Below are 18,770 nucleotides of genomic sequence, written 5' to 3' on the forward strand. Positions count from 1 at the left end.
GTCGTGTTCCTACTGCAGTACGAAATTAGTGAAAAGCAACTGTTCGATCACCACTTTGCCCAGCTCTTTCTGCGCCACTTCCTGGACGCTGGCGGTGGCCTTCTGGCGCAACATCTCCTGACCGACCGGCGTCGCCAGTGTGGCGAAATCCTGACCGGAGAAGAGCATCACCAGGTTATTGCGGATCACCGGCATGTGCACTTTGAGCGCTTCCAGATCGGCCTGGTTACGCGCCAGCATGGTGATGCTCACCTGCATGTAGCGCTGACGGCCATTCTGGTTGTAGTTGGCAACGAAGGCCGGCGCCATCGGCTCGAAGATCGCCGGTTGCTTGCCGACCGGCGCGGCATCGGCCGCCTCGGCGGGTTTGCTCTGGGCGCTGTGCATGAAGAACCAGGTCGCCCCCACGGATGCACCAATGGCCACCAGCAACGCCAGCACGATCACGATGATCAGCTTGAGTTTGCCTTTGGTTGCGGGGTCTTTTACTGCTGCAGCTTCGCTCTTCGCCATGCCAATAATCCGTCACTAATCGGGGGTTTCACAGTCGCACGGCAAGGCAAGAGCAAGTGTTATGCCAGAAGTGTCAGCGCTATCTGAACGGCGCTATAAAACCAATGTGGGAGCGGGCTTGCTCGCGAAAGCGGTGTGACAGACAACATCAATGTTGAATGTGACATCGCATTCGCGAGCAAGCCCGCTCCCACAGGGGGTACAGCGTCGTGTCAGGCGTAGTAGTCGACAGCGCTGCTGCCAATCACGCTTGTGGTTTGAGCAGCCACTTCAGCCACGGTCGCCGGGGTCAATTCTTCGTCCGCCGAATCCAGACGCCCGCCGGCTGCGCGGGCACGGCCCTGCTGATCCTGTTGCGCCTGTTCCTGGCCCTGCCAGCCACGATTCTGATCAGACACGTTGACGTCGACCTGGCCCATGCCCTGCTGGGTGAACATCTCGCGCAAGCGGTGCATTTGCCCGTCGAGGGCTTCGCGCACACTCGGATGCGCACTCATGAACGTCACCTGGGTCTGCTGATCCGGGACCATGTTCACGCGGATATCCAGACGGCCCAGTTCAGCCGGCTGCAACTGAATGTCGGCGGCTTTGAGATTGACGCTGGACAGGTACATGACGCGGTTGACCACTTCCTCGGTCCAGCCGCTCTGGTGCATGGCGATCGGTTGGTTCACCGGCAGCGCATTCGCGGTTTTCGGTGTCGCGGCCTGGGTCAGCGCTGCCAGACGGTTGGCGAAGTCGTCGACGCGGGTGTCGCTGGTGGCTGCTTTCAAATCTTTCAGGCCATCGTCGATCAGTCCGCTGAAAGCCTTTTCGCCGCCTTGGCTGGTGCTGTCCTTGTCGGCCTGTACATCAAGCATGCTGGCCATGCCGGCGGCAAAGTTCTGTGCCGAGGTCAATTCGCCATCGGCCTGAGCCTGGGCAGGGGATGCTTTGGGTTGCGCCTGGCTGGCAGCGGAAATGTGCCCGCCCTGCTCCATCGCCATGCGCACGGCCGGCAATGCATCGAGCGGGTCGGCCGAGGGGTCGAATTCGCTGTCGGTCGGCGCCGGATCTTTGACCATGCCCGGTAAGACCGCCAGCGCAGGGGCTTCGGTTTCCGGCTGGGCTGGCGTTGCGACTACCGGCGCTTGCACGACAGGTGTCGCCACCAGCGGTTGAACGACTTGCACCAACGCAGGGTCAAGCGCCGGGTCTACAGGCGCGGCATCCACCACAGGGGTTTGCACAGTTTCTGCGGCAGCGTCATCGGGGACCGTCTCGCCGTCGCTGGCAACCGGTTTTTCGGCAGGCAACGCTTTGCCGCTATCGGCAACCGTCGGCTCAGGCGCGGCAGCGTTATCGTTACCGACATCCTTTTTGCCGCTGTTGTCAGTGACCTTGTCACGTGCCGGTTTGACTGAACTGTCAGGGTTCACGGCAGGCTTGGCCGGCGCCTGATCGGCAAACACCTTTGCGAAGCTGGAAGCCTTGTCCCCGGCATCTGCGGCCACTGTCGACGTTTTGGCAGAGGCGGCTTGCGCCTTGGCCTGGGCGGCGGTCTGAAGAAGAATGTTAGGGGTCGCAGGCATGACACGGTCTCCGCTGCACTGGGATCGTAGGTACAGTTACGGAAGATGGCTGCAAGTGCCGGGCCAGTTTAGCCCGGCGCTTGAGAAAAGTGCCGGACGGCGGCGCTTAGTGAGTGTGCGTGTGGTGTTTTTCGTCTTCGTACACAGAGCGCACGTCAGAAAATTCCTTGTGGATGTCGGCGACCAGTTGAGCGAGTGCTTGCGGATTTTTGTCTTTGGCGTTCGACTCCAGCTCCTGGCACAACGCAGCCAGCCAAACCGCACCCATGTTGCTGGCGCTGCCCTTGAAGCTATGGGCGATATCGGACAAGGCTTTGGCGCTGGTGGTGCCCTGCAACTCCTGCAGGCGGCTTTCCGAATCCGCCAGAAAGGTTTCCAGCAACTCCTGATAGCCGTCTTCCATCACCTCACGCAAGGTGTCGAGGACGTCGCGGTCTACATGTGGGTCAGTCACTTGCTCACTCCTTGATCAAGAATGGGCGGATTATGCCTCAATCTCCCAGAAAAACTCCACGCGAGCACTACGACCTTGGTCCGACCACCGGGCGTTATGCCCTAATTGGCGTACCAGACTGAGTCCGCGCCCCGACAAACGGACAGCGTCCAGCGGTCGCTCCATGACCTGATCCACATCGAAGCCCTTGCCGCTGTCTTCGACCCGGACGACCAGACGTCCGCCCTCGCCCAGCGGCTCAACCTGCAGATGCACGCGGACGAAACCGTCCTGCAGAGCCTGTAGCCGTTCGTTGCGCAATTCGTAGTAACGGGCGAAACCCGACGCATCGCGCTTGAGACTGGAATCCAGCCCCAACACACCGTGCTCCAATGCATTGGAATACAACTCGGCGAGCACGCTGTACAACGCGCCGCTCTGCGCGCGCAGTCCATGTACCTCCTGCAGCAATTGCAGGAGAAACGGTAACGGATTGAAACGCTTGAGCGTGGCGCCGCGAAATTCGAAGCTGACCGACCAGTCCAGAGGGCTCGACTGGCCACTGTCGGAATACATCGGCGCCGAGCCTTGCGCCTGCGCCGATTCGAGCAGGCTGACTTCAACCATGCTGACATCGTCGCGCGCCTGCCCGCGAAAATCGCGCAGGGCTTGTTCAATGTCCTCGAACAGCCGGTCTGGCTCTCGATTAGCGGCAAAAACCTGCTGCAAGCGCTCGACGCCGAACAACTGATCGTTGGCATCGCTGGTATCGATCACCCCGTCGGACAACAGAAATACCCGATCTCCGACCGCCATCGAATGCACTTGAGTGCGGTCGTCGAACGCCTGCGGACTCAGCACCCCCAACGGCAAATGGCGCGCGGCCAGCGGTTCGCGCTCGCCAGTGGCAAGGCGGTGCAGATACCCGTCGGGCATGCCGCCGTTCCACACTTCCACCGAGCGCCGCTCGGAACTCAGGCACAGCAAAGTCGCGCAGCAGAACATGTCTACCGGCAGGATGCGCTTGAGCTTGGCGTTCATCTCGCGCAACGTTTCGGCCAGGCCGTAGCCCTTGGCGGTCATGCCATAAAACACTTCGGCCAGCGGCATCGCGCCAACCGCCGCCGGCAAGCCATGCCCGGTGAAGTCGCCAAGCATGACGTGCATGTCGCCGGCCGGCGTGTAGGCCGCCAGCAGCAGATCGCCGTTGAACAGCGCGTAAGGTGATTGCAGGTAACGGATGTTCGGCGCGCTCAGGCAACCGGAATGCGCGACCTTGTCGAACACTGCCTTGGCCACGCGCTGTTCGTTAAGCAGGTAATCGTGGTGCCGGGCGATCTGGTCACGTTGTTCCAGCACCGTCGCCTGCAAACGGCGCAAGCGATCCATCGCCTTGATTTTGGCGGCCAGGATCACCTGGTTGTACGGCTTCGCCAGAAAGTCGTCGCCACCCGCCTCCAGGCAACGGGCCAGCGCCTCGCTTTCGGTCAACGAGGTGAGAAAGATGATCGGCACCAGCGCTTCCCCTGCCAGTGCCTTGATCTGCCGGGCGGCCTCGAAACCGTCCATCACCGGCATCATCGCGTCCATGAGTACCAGATCAGGCTGCTGCTGGCGAAAAACCGCAACGGCTTGCGCGCCATCAGCCGCGGTCAGCACTTCATGGCCTTGGCGACGGACGATCGTCGACAGCAGCAACCGGTCGGCCGCACTGTCTTCCGCGATCAGGATCGTCAGCGGCTCAAGCGCCTGCATGGCCGTCAACTGATGTCGAACAGTTTGTCGAAATTGGAGATCGCGAGGATTTTCTTCACGTCGGAGCTGCTGTTGACGACGCGGATGTCCGCGTCGTCGCCGCCCGCGTGGTCACGCAGCAGAAGCAACATGCCCAGCGCGGAGCTGTCGAGGTAGGTGGCTTCTTTCAGATCGACCACAATGGATTCGGGTTTCGTATTGAGTTTTTCATACGACTCGCGAAATTCCTGGTGGCGACCGAAATCGAAGCGCCCTTTGATCGCGATTGTCAGCTTGTGACCATCTGGCGACACTTCTGTAACGACTGACATTGACTGGCTTCCTTGTCATTGACGAACCTGTACAAGGTTTAGCATCTGTCTGACCCTGGGGCAAGAAACAAGCAAAATCAAAAGATCGCAGCCTTCGGCAGCTCCTACAGGGGAATGCATTCCAAATGTGGGAGCTGCCGAAGGCTGCGATCTTTTGTCTTTAAAAGTCATCACGCCGTGGCAAGCGCTGCGACAGTTCATCGAGCAGCTTCTGCTCGCGCTTGTCCTCAAGGCGTTGCGCCTCGTCGCGATAGCGCTGGACCAGCTTGCGCAGGCCTTCGACGCGAGCGAAGGCCTGTTGCCAGGCTTCGCGGGCCTTGTCCAGATTGTTCTGGTGCCAGACCAGACTCTGACGCTGTTGATCAACCGCAGTATCGAGTTGCGCCAGAAAGCCCTGGAAGCCGAGCAGCCACTGCCCGCTCACACCGGTGCTGCCGCGCACGATCCATTGCTGCGAATAATCCAGACGAAAGGCATTGAGGTCGGCCAGTTTGCTTTCAGCAACCTTCACCTGCCCCTGAAAATAGGCGAGGCGCTGCACGGCGGTTTTCTCGGCCTTCTCGGCCATGTCCACCACCGGTGCCAGGCGCGCGGCGCGGCTGACGGCCATGAGCGGTTACCCGCCTGCCGCGGGGGCGAACAGGGTTTCGAGATAAGCCTGGCTTTCGCCCATGTTGATTTTGTCGTTGAGGCCCTGGCGCTGATACCTGACCAACTGCGGTTGCAGGGAAATCGCCAGGTCGGTCTCGCGATCGCCGCCGGCGACGTAGGCGCCGACGCTGATCAGGTCGCGGCTCTGTTGATAGCGCGACCACAGTTGCTTGAAATACTGCGCGCGCTGCATGTGCTCGGCCGAAACCACCGCCGGCATCACCCGGCTGATCGACGCTTCAATATCGATGGCCGGATAGTGCCCTTCCTCGGCCAGACGCCGCGACAGCACAATGTGGCCATCGAGCACGCCCCGCGCCGAGTCGGCAATCGGGTCCTGCTGGTCATCGCCCTCGGACAACACCGTGTAGAACGCCGTGATCGAACCACCGCCCTTCTCGGCATTACCGGCGCGCTCGACCAGTTTCGGCAGTTTGGCAAATACCGACGGCGGATAGCCCTTGGTCGCAGGCGGCTCGCCAATAGCCAGGGCGATTTCCCGCTGGGCCTGAGCGAAACGCGTCAGCGAATCCATCAGCAGCAAAACGTTCTTGCCCTTGTCGCGGAAATACTCGGCGATGCGCGTGCAGTACATCGCCGCGCGCATACGCATCAGTGGTGCATCGTCCGCCGGCGAGGCGACCACGACCGAACGCTTGAGGCCTTCTTCGCCGAGGATGTGTTCGATGAACTCTTTAACTTCGCGACCGCGTTCACCGATCAGACCGACGACGATAATGTCGGCCTCGGTGAAGCGCGTCATCATGCCCAGCAACACCGATTTACCGACACCGGTACCGGCGAAAAGACCCAGACGCTGACCACGGCCGACCGTCAGCAAACCGTTGATGCAGCGGATGCCGACGTCCAGCGGCACGCTGATCGGGTCACGGTTGAGCGGGTTGATTGTCGGGCCATCCATCGGCACCCAGTCTTCGGCCTTCATGCCACCCTTGCCGTCCAGCGCACGCCCCGCGCCATCGAGTACGCGGCCGAGCATGCTCATGCCCATCGGCAGGCGCCCGGTATCGGCCAGCGGCACCACACGGGCACCGGGAGCGATGCCGGCGACACTGCCGACCGGCATCAGAAAGACTTTGCTGCCGGAAAAACCCATGACTTCCGCTTCCACCTGGGACGGGTGGTAGCTGTCGTCATTGATCACCATGCAGCGGGTGCCCATGGCGGCGCGCAGGCCTTCAGCCTCAAGGGTCAGGCCGACCATGCGCAGCAGACGGCCTTCGAGAATCGGCGCACCGGCAATCTCGGTGGCCTCGGCATAGGTGCTCAGGCGCTTGGCGAAGCTGGTGCGTTCAAGGCGCATCGCTGGCGTCCGCGCGCGGCTCGTCAGGGTCGACAGCCGCTGGGGTGTCCTCAGGGATTTCCAGGCTCAAGTCAGGCGCTGCGGGGTGCAGAGCCTGCTCGTGCAACTGGTCGAACAGTTTCGCCATAACCTGCGTCACCCGCGATTCAACGCTGGCGTCGATGCGGCTGTGCTCGGTTTCAACCCGGCAACCGCCCGGCAACAAGGACTCGTCTTCGACGATGCGCCAGGTTTCTTCATGGCGTTCGCGCAGGGCTTTGACCTGAGCGAAGTCCTGCGGGTTGACGTACAGGCGCACGTTTTCCACGCCCAGCGGCAGCAGCTTGAGCGCATCGCGCATGACGTGTTCGATTTGCGTCGAATCGATGGCCAGTTCGCGCTTGATCACCTGTTTGGTGATGTGTTGCACGAGGTCGACCAGCGACTTTTCAATCTGTGTGTCTTGTTCGGCGATCGGTTCGAACAGGTTGGCCATCAACAGCTCAAGGCTGGCGATTTTCGCCGCCAGGGCTGTTTCAGCTTCCTGGCGCACCTTCAGCGTGGTGCTGTGGAAGCCTTCTTTCTCGCCGATGGCGAAGCCCTCGTTGTAAGCCTCCTGACGGATGCTCTCGAGTTCTTCCAGGGTCAGTGGCTGGACTTCTTCCAGCGGCACTTCTTCCATTTCCGGCGGTTCGGGTTCCGGGTCAGGCTCGGGTTCCGGTTTCGGCGGATCGAAACTGGGCATTGCCCAGGATTCGAAGCCACGAACATCGCGGGCGCGGATCAGATCCGTCACAGACTCGTCAGGCTTGTCCATGGGCTTAGATCATTTCCTCGCCACCCTTGCCACCGAGCACGATTTCGCCGGCTTCGGCCATACGACGGGCAATGGTAAGGATTTCTTTCTGCGCGGTTTCGACGTCGCTGACGCGCACCGGGCCTTTCGCCTCGAGGTCGTCGCGCAGTAGTTCGGCAGCACGCTTGGACATGTTCTTGAAGATCTTCTCCTTGACGCCTTCGTCCGAACCCTTGAGGGCCAGCACCAGCACGTCGGAAGACACTTCGCGCAACAGCGCCTGAATACCGCGGTCGTCGACGTCGGCGAGGTTGTTGAACACGAACATGAGGTCTTCGATCTGACCGGACAGGTCTTCGTCGACTTCGCGGATCGAGTCCATGAGCTGGCCTTCGATCGAACTGTCGAGGAAGTTCATGATGTCGGCCGCACGCTTGATGCCACCCAGGGTAGTGCGCGAGGCGTTCGAGTTGCCGGAGAACTGCTTCTCGAGAATCTGGTTGAGTTCTTTCAGGGCTGCCGGTTGCACGGTGTTCAACGACGAAACGCGCAGAATGATGTCCAGACGCACTTTGTGGTCGAAGTTGCCGAGCACTTCACCGGCCTGATCCGGGTCGAGGTACGCGACCACGATCGCCTGGATCTGCGGGTGTTCGTAACGGATGACGTCGGCCACCGCGCGCGGCTCCATCCATTTCAGGCTGTCGAGGCCGCTGGTGTTGCCGCCGAGCAGGATGCGGTCGATCAGGCCGTTGGCCTTGTCCTCGCCCAGGGCCTGGGTGAGCATCTTGCGCACATAGTCGTCGGAACCGACACCGAGGCTGGTCTGGTCGCCGACGATGTCGACGAATTCGCTCATCACCTGCTCGACCTGCTCGCGGTGGACGTTACCCATCTGCGCCATGGCTACGCCGACGCGCTGGACTTCTTTCGGGCCCATGTGGCGCAGCACTTGCGCAGCATCGGTCGACCCCAGGGACAGCAGCAGAATCGCGGCTTTGTCGACCTTGGTCAGTTTGACGGCGGCGGCTCGGTTATCACTCATCTGCGTTAATCCACTCTTTCACGACCTGAGCCACGCGACCCGGGTCTTCAGCTACCAGACTCTTGATTGCATTCAGTTGCGCGTCATAACCCTCGCTCGGGCTCGGCAACAGAATGCTCTGCGGACCACCGAGGCTCACGCGGTCGTTGGACAGTTCGCCATCCAGGCCGCCCATGCCACCGAGTTCCACGTCGCTGCCCAGACCGGCCAGCTCCTTGCCTTTGCCGCCACCGGTGATGTTGTTGAGCACCGGACGCAGCACACCAAACACCAGCACCAGGATGAACAACACACCCAGCACTTGTTTGACGATGTCCCAGAACCAAGGCTGGGAGTAGAACGGAATATCGGCAATCACTTCGCCGCGCTCGGCGGAGAACGGCATGTTGATCACGCTGACACTGTCGCCACGGCTGGCGTCGAAACCGACGGCGTCCTGCACCAGACGAGTGAAGCGCGCCAATTCGTCGGCAGTCCACGGCGCCCTGGTGGTTTCACCGTTGGCCGCATTGACCTTGACCTGATCGTCGACCACCACCGACACCGACAGGCGATTGAGACGGCCCTGCTGTTGTTTGGTGTGGCTGATCGAACGGTCGAGTTCGAAGTTCTTGGTCGATTGCAGACGCTTGTCGGCCGGGTACGGCGCGAGCATCGGCTGGCCGGTGGCCGGGTCCATGATCTGCTGGCCGTTGGCGTCAACCAGCGGTTGGCCCGGTTGAATCATGCCGGCCGGTGCGGCGGTACCACCGGTGGTTTGCGGCGCCGAGGCCGGCGACGGTGGCTGGTTGCTCAAGGCACCCGGCACACCTTGCGGGCCATTGCTGGCGGTGCGTTGTTCATTGACCGACTGTTCGCTGCGCAACGCCGGTTGATCCGGGTTGAACTGCTCGGCAGTCGATTCAACGGCGCTGAAATCGACGTCGGCCGAGACTTCAGCCTTGTAGCGATCGTTGCCCAGTACCGGCTGCAGAATGTTGTGCACGCGCTGGGTGAGCATGCTTTCCATGCGTCGGCTGTAATCGAACTGCTTGCCGGCCATGGTCATTTCAGAATTCTCCGCCTGATCGGAGAGCAGGTTGCCCTTCTGATCGACGACGGTGATCTGCGATTTGCTCAGCTCGGGTACGGAGGTTGCCACCAGGTTGATGATCGCCACCACCTGACCCGGCTCCAGCGAACGCCCGCTGTACAGCTCGACCAGCACCGAGGCGCTTGGCTTGCGCTCGTCACGGACGAACACCGAACTCTTCGGAATCGCCAGGTGCACACGAGCACCCTTGACGTTGTTCAGGCTGGAAATGGTCCGCGCCAGTTCGCCTTCGAGGCCGCGACGATAACGGGTCGCTTCCATGAACTGGCTGGTGCCCAGACCTTGTTCCTTGTCGAGGATTTCGAAACCGATGTTGCCGTCGCTGGGAGTGACACCAGCGGCCGCGAGTTTCATCCGCGCACGGGACAGGTCGTCGGCCTTGACCAGCAAGGCGCCAGAATTGGGTTCCACGTTGTAAGGAATGTCAGCGGCGGCCAGGGTTTCCATGACCTGCTTGGCGTCCAGGCCGGCAAGGCTGCCGTACAGGGGACGGTAATCCGGCTGCTGCGACCACAGCACCACGGCAAAGCCAATCGCCACGCTCGCCGCCAGACCGACCAACAGGCCGACCTGACGCAGCACGGTCATCTGGGAAAGGTTTTCCAGAAAGGACAGGCCGAACAGCGGCGGTTTGCCGTCGATCGGGGTGGCCTTGGCCGGAACGTTATCAGCGACTGCTTCTGCCATGACTTATTTCGCCCTTAAACCGGCATCTGCATGATGTCTTGGTAAGCCTGAACCAGCTTGTTGCGCACCTGGGTCAGAGCCTGGAACGACACGCTGGCTTTTTGCGAAGCGACCATCACGTCCGTCAGATCGACGCCGCTCTTGCCGATTTCGAAAGCGTTGGCCAGTTGAGTCGAGGCTTGCTGGGTATCGCTGACTTTATTGATCGCCTGACCGAGCATGTCGGAAAAGCTGCTGCCCGCCAGTTCAGGGACAGCGGCAGTCGATTTACGCGCAGACATGGCATCCACTTTCATGGCCTGCATGTCCATCATCAACCGATTAAATTCAATACCTTGGCTCATGGTCTACTCTCTTGGGCGGCCCGCAATTTTTTGACACTCACTCGGCGGGTACACAGGTATTAGCAACAAGGGTGCCAGCTCATGGGCACCCTTCCTAGAAAAGCATTCTGAATGTTTTGCAGGAGCGCTCAGGTGGCGAACAGATAGCCTTCGACATCCATTCCGGCATCGCGCATTTGCGCCAGTTTGTAGCGCAGGGTGCGCGGGCTGATGCCGAGCTTTTCTGCCGCTTCCTTGCGCCGGCCACGCTCGGCGCGCAGGGTGTCGATGATCATCTGAAACTCCCGGCGGCGCAGGTCATCGCCCAGGGCGCCGGCCGAATCCACGTCGATTTGCACTTCGCGAATCGCCGGCGCTGCGACCGGCAAAGGAGCGAATGTCACCGCACCGGCCAGGCAGAAATCCTGTGGCTGAATCAAACCGCCCTGCTGCAAGATCAGCGCGCGCTGGATGGCGTTGTCCAGCTCACGCACATTACCCGGCCACGGATAAGCGGTCAGGCAAGCTTGCGCTTCGGGCGACAGCTTCGCCGCTGCGTGCTTCATTTTATTGACGTGTTTGGCCAACAACTTTTCCGCCAGCGGCAGGATATCGGCAGTGCGCTCGCGAAGTGGACGCCAGGCCAGGGGGAAAACCGACAAGCGGTAAAACAGGTCTTCACGGAAGCGCCCCGCCGCCACTTCGCCGGCCAGATCGCGGTTGGTCGTTGCGACCACGCGGATATCCAGGCTGATCGGCTTGCGTGCGCCGACCCGCTCCACTTCCCGCTCCTGCAACACACGCAGCAGCTTGGCTTGCAGGCCCAAGGGCATTTCGGAAATTTCATCGAGCAGAATCGTGCCGCCTTCGGCCTGTTCGAACTTGCCGGCCTGTGAAGCGATGGCACCGGTGAACGAACCTTTCTCGTGACCGAACAACGTCGCTTCGAGCATGTTGTCTGGGATCGCGGCGCAGTTAATCGCGATAAAGGGCTGACTGGCCCGCGGCGATTGCTGGTGGATATAGCGCGCCAGCACCTCTTTACCGGTGCCGGATTCGCCGGAGATCAATACGGTCGAGTCACTGCGCGCAACCCGCGCCGCCAGCTCCAGCAACTGCGCGCTGGCAGGTTCGACCGCCACCGGGCCGTCGTCTGCGCTCGCACCGAGGCTACCCAACGCATGCCGCGCAACGAGGTCGAGCAACGCTTTGGGTTCGAACGGCTTGACCAGATAATCCGCCGCGCCCTGGCGCATCGCATCGACCGCACGCTCGACCGCGCCATGGGCGGTCATCAGGAGCACCGGCAACTGCGGCTGTCGCGCACGCAGCAGGGCGAGCAATTGATGACCGTCCATGCCCGGCATATTGACGTCGCTGACCACCAGGCTGAACGCTTCTTGCGCGACCGCCGTCAACGCCTCCTCGGCGCTACCGACGGCATGATAATCATGACCGGCGAGCAGCAGCGTATCGGCCAGCGCTTCGCGCAGAGAACGGTCATCCTCGACCAACAACACCTTGATGCCCATGAGGTTTATTCAGCTCCCTGTGCGGCGGAAAACAGCGGCAGGATGACCTGCGCACATGTGCCGCGTCCGACCCGCGAACGCAGCAGCAATTCTCCCTGATGCGCCCGGGCCACTGCCTTGACCACGGTCAGGCCAAGGCCCGTACCAGTGACTTTGGTGGTAAAAAAAGGCTCGCCGAGGCGCGCCAAAACGGTCGGTTCGATGCCACTGCCGCTATCGCTGACGCACAGGCGCAGCGTGTTATCGCGGGTGTAGCAATGCACTTTCAAACGCACATCGGCGGCGCTGGCTTGAATGGCGTTTTCAATCAGATTCAGCAGCGCGCCGACCAATGTGTCGCGGTTGCACAGCAACTCACCGGTATGGCTGTCGCACTGCCAGCGAATCGGCAAATCCTGCACATGGGTCAGCGCCGCGGCTTGCAGTGATTGCATCAAGGCATGAGGTGTAAGGCGATCGGTCAGCGGCAACTCGCCGCGAGCGAATACCAGCATGTCGCGTACTTGATGCTCCAGCTCATGCAGACGCTCCTTGAGGCGTCCGGCGAAACGCTGCTGGGTTTCCACAGGCAATTGCTGCTCAGTCAAATGACTGGCGTAGAGCAACGCGGCGGACAGCGGCGTGCGTATCTGGTGCGCCAGCGAGGCAACCATGCGTCCCAGCGAGGACAAGCGCTCATGGCGCGCCAGTTGATCTTGCAGATGACGGGTTTCTGTCAGGTCGTTGAGCAGCACCAATTGCCCCGGTTCGGCATCCAGCGAGCGAGTGGCAATCGACAGGCGCCGACCGTTTTTCAGGGAAATTTCGTGACCGTCGTCTTCACGCGGCGCGAAGCAGCGAGCGATCACCTGACGCCACAACTCGCCTACCAGCGGCAAGCCGAGCAGATCGATGGCGGCCGGGTTGGCTTCGCGCACGATGCCGCGACCGTCAAGCACAATGACGCCGCCGGGCAACAGATCAAGGAGGTTCTGCAAACGATTGGCCAAGCGCTCTTTTTCCGCCAGCTCCTGCATGCGCTGGGCGCTGACCACTTCCAGCTCACCCTTGAGCTCGGTGACCCGCGCTTCAAGCAGGCTGTAGGAGTCGGTCAACTGGCTGGACATCTGGTTGAACAGCGCGAACGCCTGCTCAAGTCCCTGACGGCTTGCCTGCTCCACGGATGAGGGTTGCCCCACGATGTTGGAGGCAGAAGAGATCTGGGCGACTTGGGGCATTGTGCTCTCTCGCTTGGCTGACCGTCAGTGAAACGGAACGTTACGAGGGATGTAGCAATACCCGTGCCTAAAAAAAACGGCTTATAAATGAAGGCGTTGAAAAACAGGCGTCAATCATCCGCCTGCTCGTCTCCTCCGGCCCGACTCATGCCGTACTTGCGCATCTTCTCCACCAGGGTGGTGCGGCGGATGCGCAGACGCTCGGCAGCACGGGCAACAATGCCATTGGCATCGTCCAGCGCCTGCTGAATCAGGCCCTGCTCCAGACCGCCGAGGTAGTCCTTGAGGTCCAGGCCTTCCGGCGGTAGCAGCGCGTTGGCGCCGAAATCCGGAGTGTGGCCGTTGATCGCCACACGCTCTTCGAGGTCGCTGCGCAGGCTGTCGACCATTTGCTCGTCTTCGTCGTCGACGTAGCGGAATTTCTTCGGCAACTCGACCACACCGATCACCCCGTACGGGTGCATGATCGCCATGCGCTCGACCAGGTTGGCCAGCTCACGCACGTTACCCGGCCAGCCGTGACGACACAGCGACATGATCGCCGCCGAGTTGAAACGGATCGAACCGCGCTTTTCGTGTTCCATGCGCGAGATCAGCTCGTTCATCAGCAACGGGATGTCTTCGACGCGCTCACGCAGCGGTGCCATCTCGATCGGGAACACATTCAGGCGATAGTAGAGGTCTTCGCGGAAACTGCCGATCTCGATCATGCTTTCGAGATTCTTGTGGGTCGCGGCGATGATGCGCACGTCAACGCTCTGGGTCTTGTTGCTGCCCACCCGCTCGAAGGTGCGCTCCTGCAACACGCGCAGCAGCTTGACCTGCATCGGCAGCGGCATGTCGCCGATTTCGTCGAGGAACAGCGTACCGCCGTTGGCCAACTCGAAGCGGCCGGCACGGCTGGTGATCGCCCCCGTGAAGGCACCCTTCTCGTGGCCGAACAATTCGCTTTCGAGCAGCTCTGCCGGAATCGCTCCGCAGTTGACCGGCACAAACGGCGCATCACGGCGCTTGGAGTGGTAATGCAGGTTGCGCGCGACCACTTCCTTGCCCGTGCCGGACTCACCGAGGATCAGCACGCTGGCGTCGGTATCGGCCACTTGCTGCATCATCTGACGCACGTGCTGGATCGCACGGCTGGTGCCGACAAGGCTGCGGAACAGATTGGGTTCGCGATGACGGCCGCGCTCGCGGGCCTGGTCGTACATCTCGCGATAGACCTGGGCACGGTGCAGCGAATCGAGCAATTTGCTGTAGCTGGGCGGCATTTCCAGGGTCGACAGCACCCGGCGACGCTGGTCTTCAGGCAGGTCAACGGAAGAATTATCGCCCATTAACAAAACCGGAAGGAACTCATCCCAGGTTGCGAGTGTCTTTAGCAAGCCCAAAAGTGCACCAGGAGCATTCACGGTCCCGATCAGTACACAAATGACTTCACGACTAGACGACAAAGAGCCGACTGCCTGCTGCCAGTCATGGCTGCCGCAGGGTAAATTTTCTTCGCCAAGAAAATTTAATATCACCGCCAGGTCGCGGCGGCGGACGCTATCGTCATCGATCAGCAGAATTTTGGTTTCACGCCACATGCAATAGCAACTTCCCTAGTCAACTCAATGCCCGAAATCAGGGGCAAGCGAGACGCTTGCAGGACACCATGTGCCTGTAGACGCCTTAAATCTGGAAACAGCCACTAGTTAAGTCAAAAAACCGTGCACAGTCAAATTTATGGCGCATATGCCTGGATTAACTGGGGGTTAATTAACCAAACAGATGGTAAACCTTTGCCGCTTTCTGCGCCTGGGTGATCTGCGACATCTCGTTGGCTATCGCCTGCCGCTCACCCATCGCCACCTCAAGAAGCTCCTTGTAAACGAACAGCAGCTCTTCGAGGTTGTCGCGCAAGGCGACTTCGTCCAGCGCAGCTTCCGCCATGACGTCTTCCATGCAGGAACGGCAAGCCAGATCCAGCTCACCAATAGCTTCCCAGTTGCGTTCGGCCAGCGCACTGACCAACGCTTCACGGGTATCGGCGATTCGCTGCAATACAAGACTCATGGTGATCTCCTTCAGAACTGCGGAGCCGGCACAGGTGCAATGGCATCCCAGCCTTCTTTTACCGTTGTCAGCAGGCCCGCCACCTCATCGAGGATACGCGGATCGCTGCTGATGTTCGCCTCGGCGAGGCGCTTCATCATGTAGATATACAGACCATCCAGATCGGCCAGCGCCTCTGCATTGTTTTCCAGGTCGAGGCCTTCACGCAGGCCACTGACGATACCGATGGCCTTGCTGATCGATGTGCACTTGGCGGGAATGTCCTTACGCTCGATGGCGCCTTTGGCCTGAGCGATACGCGCCAGACCACCTTCCATCAACATTTGCACCAGGCGGTGCGGGCTCGCTTCGGATGTCTGGGCGTGTGCGCCGACTTTCTGGTACTGCCGAAGGGCTAACATCGGATTCATGTTCTACCTCATTGCCACAATGACTCGTCTAACCAGTGTATCGCCAACGAGTCACAGAACTTTAGATCAAAAGACAAAAACCCGGCGCACGCCGATAAAGCGTAGCCGGGTTTTTGTCGTTACTACTTGTTACTTCGCAGACTGCTGAGCGTTCAGCGAGCTGAAGAACGACGTGATGTTGCTCGCCGTCGCCTTCATCTGCCCCACGAGCAAGTCCATGGCGTTGTACTTGGCGGTCAAGGTTGCCGTCAGGTTGGCGACGCGCAGATCCAGCGCCACCTGCTGCTTTTGCAGGCTCGACGTCAGATTCGTCAGGTTGGAACTGCGCTGATCGAGCAGACCGCCTGTCTTGACGTACGGATCAACCGCCGCACTCATGCGCGCCAACAGACCATTCTTCGCATCGGTGCCGCTGAACAGCTGCTGAACCTGGCCAGCCATGCCCGGCGTTTCCATCCGCTTGTTGAACACGACCGTATCGAGCGTGAGCAAACCGGTCTTGCTGTCCGTCAGGACACCCATCTGCGACAGCACGGACAGTTGCCCTTGGCCACCCGCCCCTGGATCGGTCAACTGAGCACGGATATCGGCCATCAACGAACGCGGCAGAGCGTCACCGGTGAACGCTGCCGATACGGTCAGATTGCCGTCGGCGTCCGGCGTTGCCTTGGACAAGGTATCGATGGTTTTCTTCAGGGTGTTGTAGGAGTCGATGAACGACTGCAGCGACGTCTGGATACCGGCGGTATTTGTCGTGACCGACACGGTAGACGGCGTGGGCACACCGCCCACGACAGGGCTCGCGGTGACCAGATTCAGGGTCATGCCGCTGATTGCACCGGTCACGGTATTGGTCTTGCTGGTAACGGCCAGGCCGTCAATGGTCAGGCTAGCATCCATGGCCAGGTTACCGACGGCTCCGGACGCGCCTGGCGCCGGGCTGTCGCCCATCTTCTGGGTGCCATCGATTTCCAGGCCGGCGATGCCGCTGACCTTCAAATCCATGCCGGCGCCCGTCTTGTTCGAGCTCAGCACCAGACGCGAAGACCCGGTGCTGTCAGTCACGATGTTCGCGGAAATACCGTTGCTAGCCTGCGCGGTGTTGATCGCATCACGCGTGGACTGCAACGTTGCATTGGCCGGAATCTCGACATTGTAATCAGTGCCATTCTGACTGATTTTCAGAGTACCACTCGGAATGGCACTGGCGGCCCCGCCGGCAAAGGCGGCACTGGCAACTTTCGAGCCGGTGGCCAGGTTTTTCACGACGACGCTGTAAGTACCCGGTACGGCGGTTTTATCCGAGGTCGCACCGACCACCCCTGGCGTGTCAGAGGTTGCGGTAAAACCGGCAAACGCCGGGCTGGAGGCCTTGTTCAGGTCACCCATTGCTTTCTGATACGCCGCCAGCGCACTCTTCAGCGAACCGACACCGGAAATCTTCAGGCTGTTGGATTTGGTCGCGGTATCGATCTGCGTCTGCTTGGCAGACTTGTCGGCGTTGACCAGCGCAGTCACGATCGCGCCGATGTCCAGGCCGGAACCCAGTCCGGAACCCGGTAGAATTGGACTTGCCATGTGCATCTCCCTTCAGATTGTTGCCATTCTTTTGACCGTTACAGGCGTCTTGGGAACGAGCAAACACTATTCATGCCATTTATCAGACTTTGGCGTCGAACAACACGTGGCTTGCATTGGCAAGACTGTCTGCCAGCTTGAGGGCTTCGGCGGAGGGAATCTGTCGAACGACCTCACCGGTCTCGCTTGCAATGACCTTGACGATGACCTTGCCGGAGTGCTCATCGATAGAGAACTCCAGGTTGCGCTTGATCGATTGGACGAACTTCTCGATCTCCTGCACAGCCAGTTTCAACTTGGCGTCATCCGTACCCTGACTTTTGCGGTCAGCGACCGGAGCCTCGGCCTGCGTAACTTTTGGTGCCTCTGACGGCTTGTCAGCAACCGGTATCGCTGCCTTGGGAGCCGGATAAGACACGTTAAGCTTTACGCTCATGTCCATGCCCATCACCTCCTAACGTAAAAAAGCGAGAGAGCACGACAAGCGCACTCCCCCGCTCAAACTCATTCCGAATTACTGAAGCAGCTTCAGTACAGCGGAAGGCAGTTGGTTGGCTTGAGCCAGAACCGAAGTGGAAGCTTGCTGCAGGGTTTGCTGCTTGGTCAGGTTAGCAGTTTCTGCGGCGAAGTCGGTGTCCTGTACACGACCCTGAGCAGCGGTGGTGTTTTCAGTGATGTTCTGCAGGTTGGAGATGGTGCTGGTCAGACGGTTTTGCGAAGCACCCAGGCTGGCGCGGGTTGCACCGATCGCAGCGATAGCGGCGTCGATTGCAGTGATCGCGTTGTCGATGTTCTCGGAAGCAGAACCAGCACCAGTACCCGAAGTACCGGTCAGAACTACAGTGCCGCTACCAACCGACAGGCTGACGGCGTCGAACTTGGAGCTCAGTACCAGGTCGATGTGGTTAGCCGAACCGGTGTTTGCGCCCACTTGCAGGGTCACAGTACCAGCCGAACCGTCCAGCAGGTTTTTGCCGTTCAGGTTGGTCGAAGCCGAGATACGGGTGATCTCGTCGGACATCTGAGCGAATTCAGCGTTGGTAGCGGTCTGGTCAGCACTGCCGTTGGTACCGTTACGGGCTTTAACAGCCAGTTCACGCATACGCTGCAGGATGTCGGTCGAAGCTTGCAGAGCGCCTTCAGCGGTCTGGGCAACGGAGATACCGTCGTTGGCGTTCTGGATGGCCTGGGTGTTACCGCGGATCTGCGAAGACATACGGTTGGAAATTTGCAGGCCAGCGGCGTCGTCTTTGGCGCTGTTGATTTTCAGGCCGGAAGACAGGCGCTGCATCGAAGTGGACAGAGCGTCGGAAGCGCGGTTCAGGTTCTTCTGAACGTTCAACGATGTGGTGTTGGTGTTTACTGTTAAAGCCATGACGAATTCCTCGTTGGTTGGGTACTGCGGCTTCCGGCCCTGGCAACCGCCGGGTATGGCCTAGAGAACCTTCGTAATAGTTATCGTCGGGTTTGCAGGTTGCTTGAGGGCTTTTTGAAAAA

Annotated in this window: 19 protein-coding genes; all 19 read right to left on the reverse strand. The window is 60.2% G+C overall.

Annotated features, from left to right (window positions below; genetic code table 11):
- Positions 1-9: 9 nt before the first annotated feature.
- The gene (gene fliL / locus HU743_RS01865) at positions 10-513 is read right to left on the reverse strand and encodes a flagellar basal body-associated protein FliL (RefSeq protein WP_186550692.1); all 504 of its coding nucleotides are present in this window, start codon (positions 511-513) and stop codon (positions 10-12) included.
- A 212-nt stretch (positions 514-725) separates the two neighbouring features.
- Positions 726-2,084: a flagellar hook-length control protein FliK gene (locus HU743_RS01870; RefSeq protein WP_186646523.1), complete on the reverse strand. Its 1,359-nt coding sequence runs from the start codon at positions 2,082-2,084 to the stop codon at positions 726-728.
- A gap of 106 nt (positions 2,085-2,190) precedes the next feature.
- Complete coding sequence (locus HU743_RS01875; protein WP_186621804.1) at positions 2,191-2,538, reverse strand: Hpt domain-containing protein; 348 nt, start codon at positions 2,536-2,538, stop codon at positions 2,191-2,193.
- A gap of 30 nt (positions 2,539-2,568) precedes the next feature.
- Positions 2,569-4,272, reverse strand: a complete 1,704-nt coding sequence (locus HU743_RS01880; protein ID WP_186646524.1) for a fused response regulator/phosphatase — start codon at positions 4,270-4,272, stop codon at positions 2,569-2,571.
- A 5-nt stretch (positions 4,273-4,277) separates the two neighbouring features.
- The gene (locus HU743_RS01885; RefSeq protein WP_186550701.1) at positions 4,278-4,583 is read right to left on the reverse strand and encodes an STAS domain-containing protein; all 306 of its coding nucleotides are present in this window, start codon (positions 4,581-4,583) and stop codon (positions 4,278-4,280) included.
- Positions 4,584-4,743: 160 nt separating this feature from the next.
- Positions 4,744-5,193: a flagellar export protein FliJ gene (fliJ, locus tag HU743_RS01890; protein WP_186646525.1), complete on the reverse strand. Its 450-nt coding sequence runs from the start codon at positions 5,191-5,193 to the stop codon at positions 4,744-4,746.
- Positions 5,194-5,199: 6 nt separating this feature from the next.
- Positions 5,200-6,558, reverse strand: a complete 1,359-nt coding sequence (fliI, locus tag HU743_RS01895; protein WP_186550705.1) for a flagellar protein export ATPase FliI — start codon at positions 6,556-6,558, stop codon at positions 5,200-5,202.
- A complete protein-coding gene (gene fliH / locus HU743_RS01900; protein WP_186646529.1) occupies positions 6,548-7,354 on the reverse strand; it encodes a flagellar assembly protein FliH in 807 nt (268 codons plus the stop codon). Before fliH ends, fliI begins: the two co-directional genes overlap by 11 nt.
- Positions 7,355-7,358: 4 nt before the next feature.
- The gene (gene fliG / locus HU743_RS01905; protein ID WP_039761172.1) at positions 7,359-8,378 is read right to left on the reverse strand and encodes a flagellar motor switch protein FliG; all 1,020 of its coding nucleotides are present in this window, start codon (positions 8,376-8,378) and stop codon (positions 7,359-7,361) included.
- A complete protein-coding gene (fliF, locus tag HU743_RS01910; protein ID WP_186646530.1) occupies positions 8,371-10,158 on the reverse strand; it encodes a flagellar basal-body MS-ring/collar protein FliF in 1,788 nt (595 codons plus the stop codon). Before fliF ends, fliG begins: the two co-directional genes overlap by 8 nt.
- A 14-nt stretch (positions 10,159-10,172) precedes the next feature.
- Complete coding sequence (fliE, locus tag HU743_RS01915; protein WP_186550711.1) at positions 10,173-10,502, reverse strand: flagellar hook-basal body complex protein FliE; 330 nt, start codon at positions 10,500-10,502, stop codon at positions 10,173-10,175.
- Positions 10,503-10,630: 128 nt separating this feature from the next.
- Positions 10,631-12,013, reverse strand: a complete 1,383-nt coding sequence (locus HU743_RS01920; protein ID WP_186646531.1) for a sigma-54 dependent transcriptional regulator — start codon at positions 12,011-12,013, stop codon at positions 10,631-10,633.
- A 5-nt stretch (positions 12,014-12,018) separates the two neighbouring features.
- On the reverse strand, positions 12,019-13,230 hold the full coding sequence (locus tag HU743_RS01925; RefSeq protein ID WP_186550715.1) for an ATP-binding protein: 1,212 nt from the start codon (positions 13,228-13,230) through the stop codon (positions 12,019-12,021).
- 110 nt (positions 13,231-13,340) lie between these two features.
- The gene (locus HU743_RS01930) at positions 13,341-14,816 is read right to left on the reverse strand and encodes a sigma-54 dependent transcriptional regulator (protein ID WP_186550717.1); all 1,476 of its coding nucleotides are present in this window, start codon (positions 14,814-14,816) and stop codon (positions 13,341-13,343) included.
- Positions 14,817-14,988: 172 nt separating this feature from the next.
- Positions 14,989-15,285 carry a flagellar protein FliT gene (locus tag HU743_RS01935; RefSeq protein ID WP_186550719.1) on the reverse strand — a complete coding sequence of 99 codons (297 nt, stop codon included), beginning with the start codon at positions 15,283-15,285 and terminating at the stop codon, positions 14,989-14,991.
- An 11-nt stretch (positions 15,286-15,296) separates the two neighbouring features.
- Complete coding sequence (gene fliS, locus HU743_RS01940; RefSeq protein ID WP_186550721.1) at positions 15,297-15,695, reverse strand: flagellar export chaperone FliS; 399 nt, start codon at positions 15,693-15,695, stop codon at positions 15,297-15,299.
- 129 nt (positions 15,696-15,824) lie between these two features.
- Positions 15,825-17,273 (reverse strand): flagellar filament capping protein FliD, encoded by a 1,449-nt coding sequence (gene fliD, locus HU743_RS01945; RefSeq protein WP_186646535.1) that lies wholly within the window; start codon positions 17,271-17,273, stop codon positions 15,825-15,827.
- Positions 17,274-17,355: 82 nt separating this feature from the next.
- Positions 17,356-17,715 carry a flagellar protein FlaG gene (locus HU743_RS01950; protein ID WP_186646538.1) on the reverse strand — a complete coding sequence of 120 codons (360 nt, stop codon included), beginning with the start codon at positions 17,713-17,715 and terminating at the stop codon, positions 17,356-17,358.
- Positions 17,716-17,787: 72 nt separating this feature from the next.
- The gene (locus HU743_RS01955; protein ID WP_186636623.1) at positions 17,788-18,648 is read right to left on the reverse strand and encodes a flagellin domain-containing protein; all 861 of its coding nucleotides are present in this window, start codon (positions 18,646-18,648) and stop codon (positions 17,788-17,790) included.
- Positions 18,649-18,770: the final 122 nt, after the last annotated feature.

The sequence above is a fragment of the Pseudomonas sp. SWRI99 genome, from assembly GCF_014270125.1.
GTDB lineage: Bacteria > Pseudomonadota > Gammaproteobacteria > Pseudomonadales > Pseudomonadaceae > Aquipseudomonas > Aquipseudomonas hamedanensis.

Coding starts and splice junctions, on each gene's coding strand:
- HU743_RS01955 (WP_186636623.1), bottom strand. CDS start 18,648: ATGGCTTTAACAGTAAACACCAACACCACATCGTTGAACGTTCAGAAG.
- fliH (WP_186646529.1), bottom strand. CDS start 7,354: ATGGACAAGCCTGACGAGTCTGTGACGGATCTGATCCGCGCCCGCGAT.
- fliS (WP_186550721.1), bottom strand. CDS start 15,695: ATGAATCCGATGTTAGCCCTTCGGCAGTACCAGAAAGTCGGCGCACAC.
- fliG (WP_039761172.1), bottom strand. CDS start 8,378: ATGAGTGATAACCGAGCCGCCGCCGTCAAACTGACCAAGGTCGACAAA.
- HU743_RS01950 (WP_186646538.1), bottom strand. CDS start 17,715: ATGGACATGAGCGTAAAGCTTAACGTGTCTTATCCGGCTCCCAAGGCA.
- HU743_RS01925 (WP_186550715.1), bottom strand. CDS start 13,230: ATGCCCCAAGTCGCCCAGATCTCTTCTGCCTCCAACATCGTGGGGCAA.
- HU743_RS01920 (WP_186646531.1), bottom strand. CDS start 12,013: ATGGGCATCAAGGTGTTGTTGGTCGAGGATGACCGTTCTCTGCGCGAA.
- HU743_RS01885 (WP_186550701.1), bottom strand. CDS start 4,583: ATGTCAGTCGTTACAGAAGTGTCGCCAGATGGTCACAAGCTGACAATC.
- fliI (WP_186550705.1), bottom strand. CDS start 6,558: ATGCGCCTTGAACGCACCAGCTTCGCCAAGCGCCTGAGCACCTATGCC.
- HU743_RS01870 (WP_186646523.1), bottom strand. CDS start 2,084: ATGCCTGCGACCCCTAACATTCTTCTTCAGACCGCCGCCCAGGCCAAG.
- fliE (WP_186550711.1), bottom strand. CDS start 10,502: ATGAGCCAAGGTATTGAATTTAATCGGTTGATGATGGACATGCAGGCC.
- fliL (WP_186550692.1), bottom strand. CDS start 513: ATGGCGAAGAGCGAAGCTGCAGCAGTAAAAGACCCCGCAACCAAAGGC.
- fliD (WP_186646535.1), bottom strand. CDS start 17,273: ATGGCAAGTCCAATTCTACCGGGTTCCGGACTGGGTTCCGGCCTGGAC.
- fliF (WP_186646530.1), bottom strand. CDS start 10,158: ATGGCAGAAGCAGTCGCTGATAACGTTCCGGCCAAGGCCACCCCGATC.
- HU743_RS01935 (WP_186550719.1), bottom strand. CDS start 15,285: ATGAGTCTTGTATTGCAGCGAATCGCCGATACCCGTGAAGCGTTGGTC.
- fliJ (WP_186646525.1), bottom strand. CDS start 5,193: ATGGCCGTCAGCCGCGCCGCGCGCCTGGCACCGGTGGTGGACATGGCC.
- HU743_RS01930 (WP_186550717.1), bottom strand. CDS start 14,816: ATGTGGCGTGAAACCAAAATTCTGCTGATCGATGACGATAGCGTCCGC.
- HU743_RS01880 (WP_186646524.1), bottom strand. CDS start 4,272: ATGCAGGCGCTTGAGCCGCTGACGATCCTGATCGCGGAAGACAGTGCG.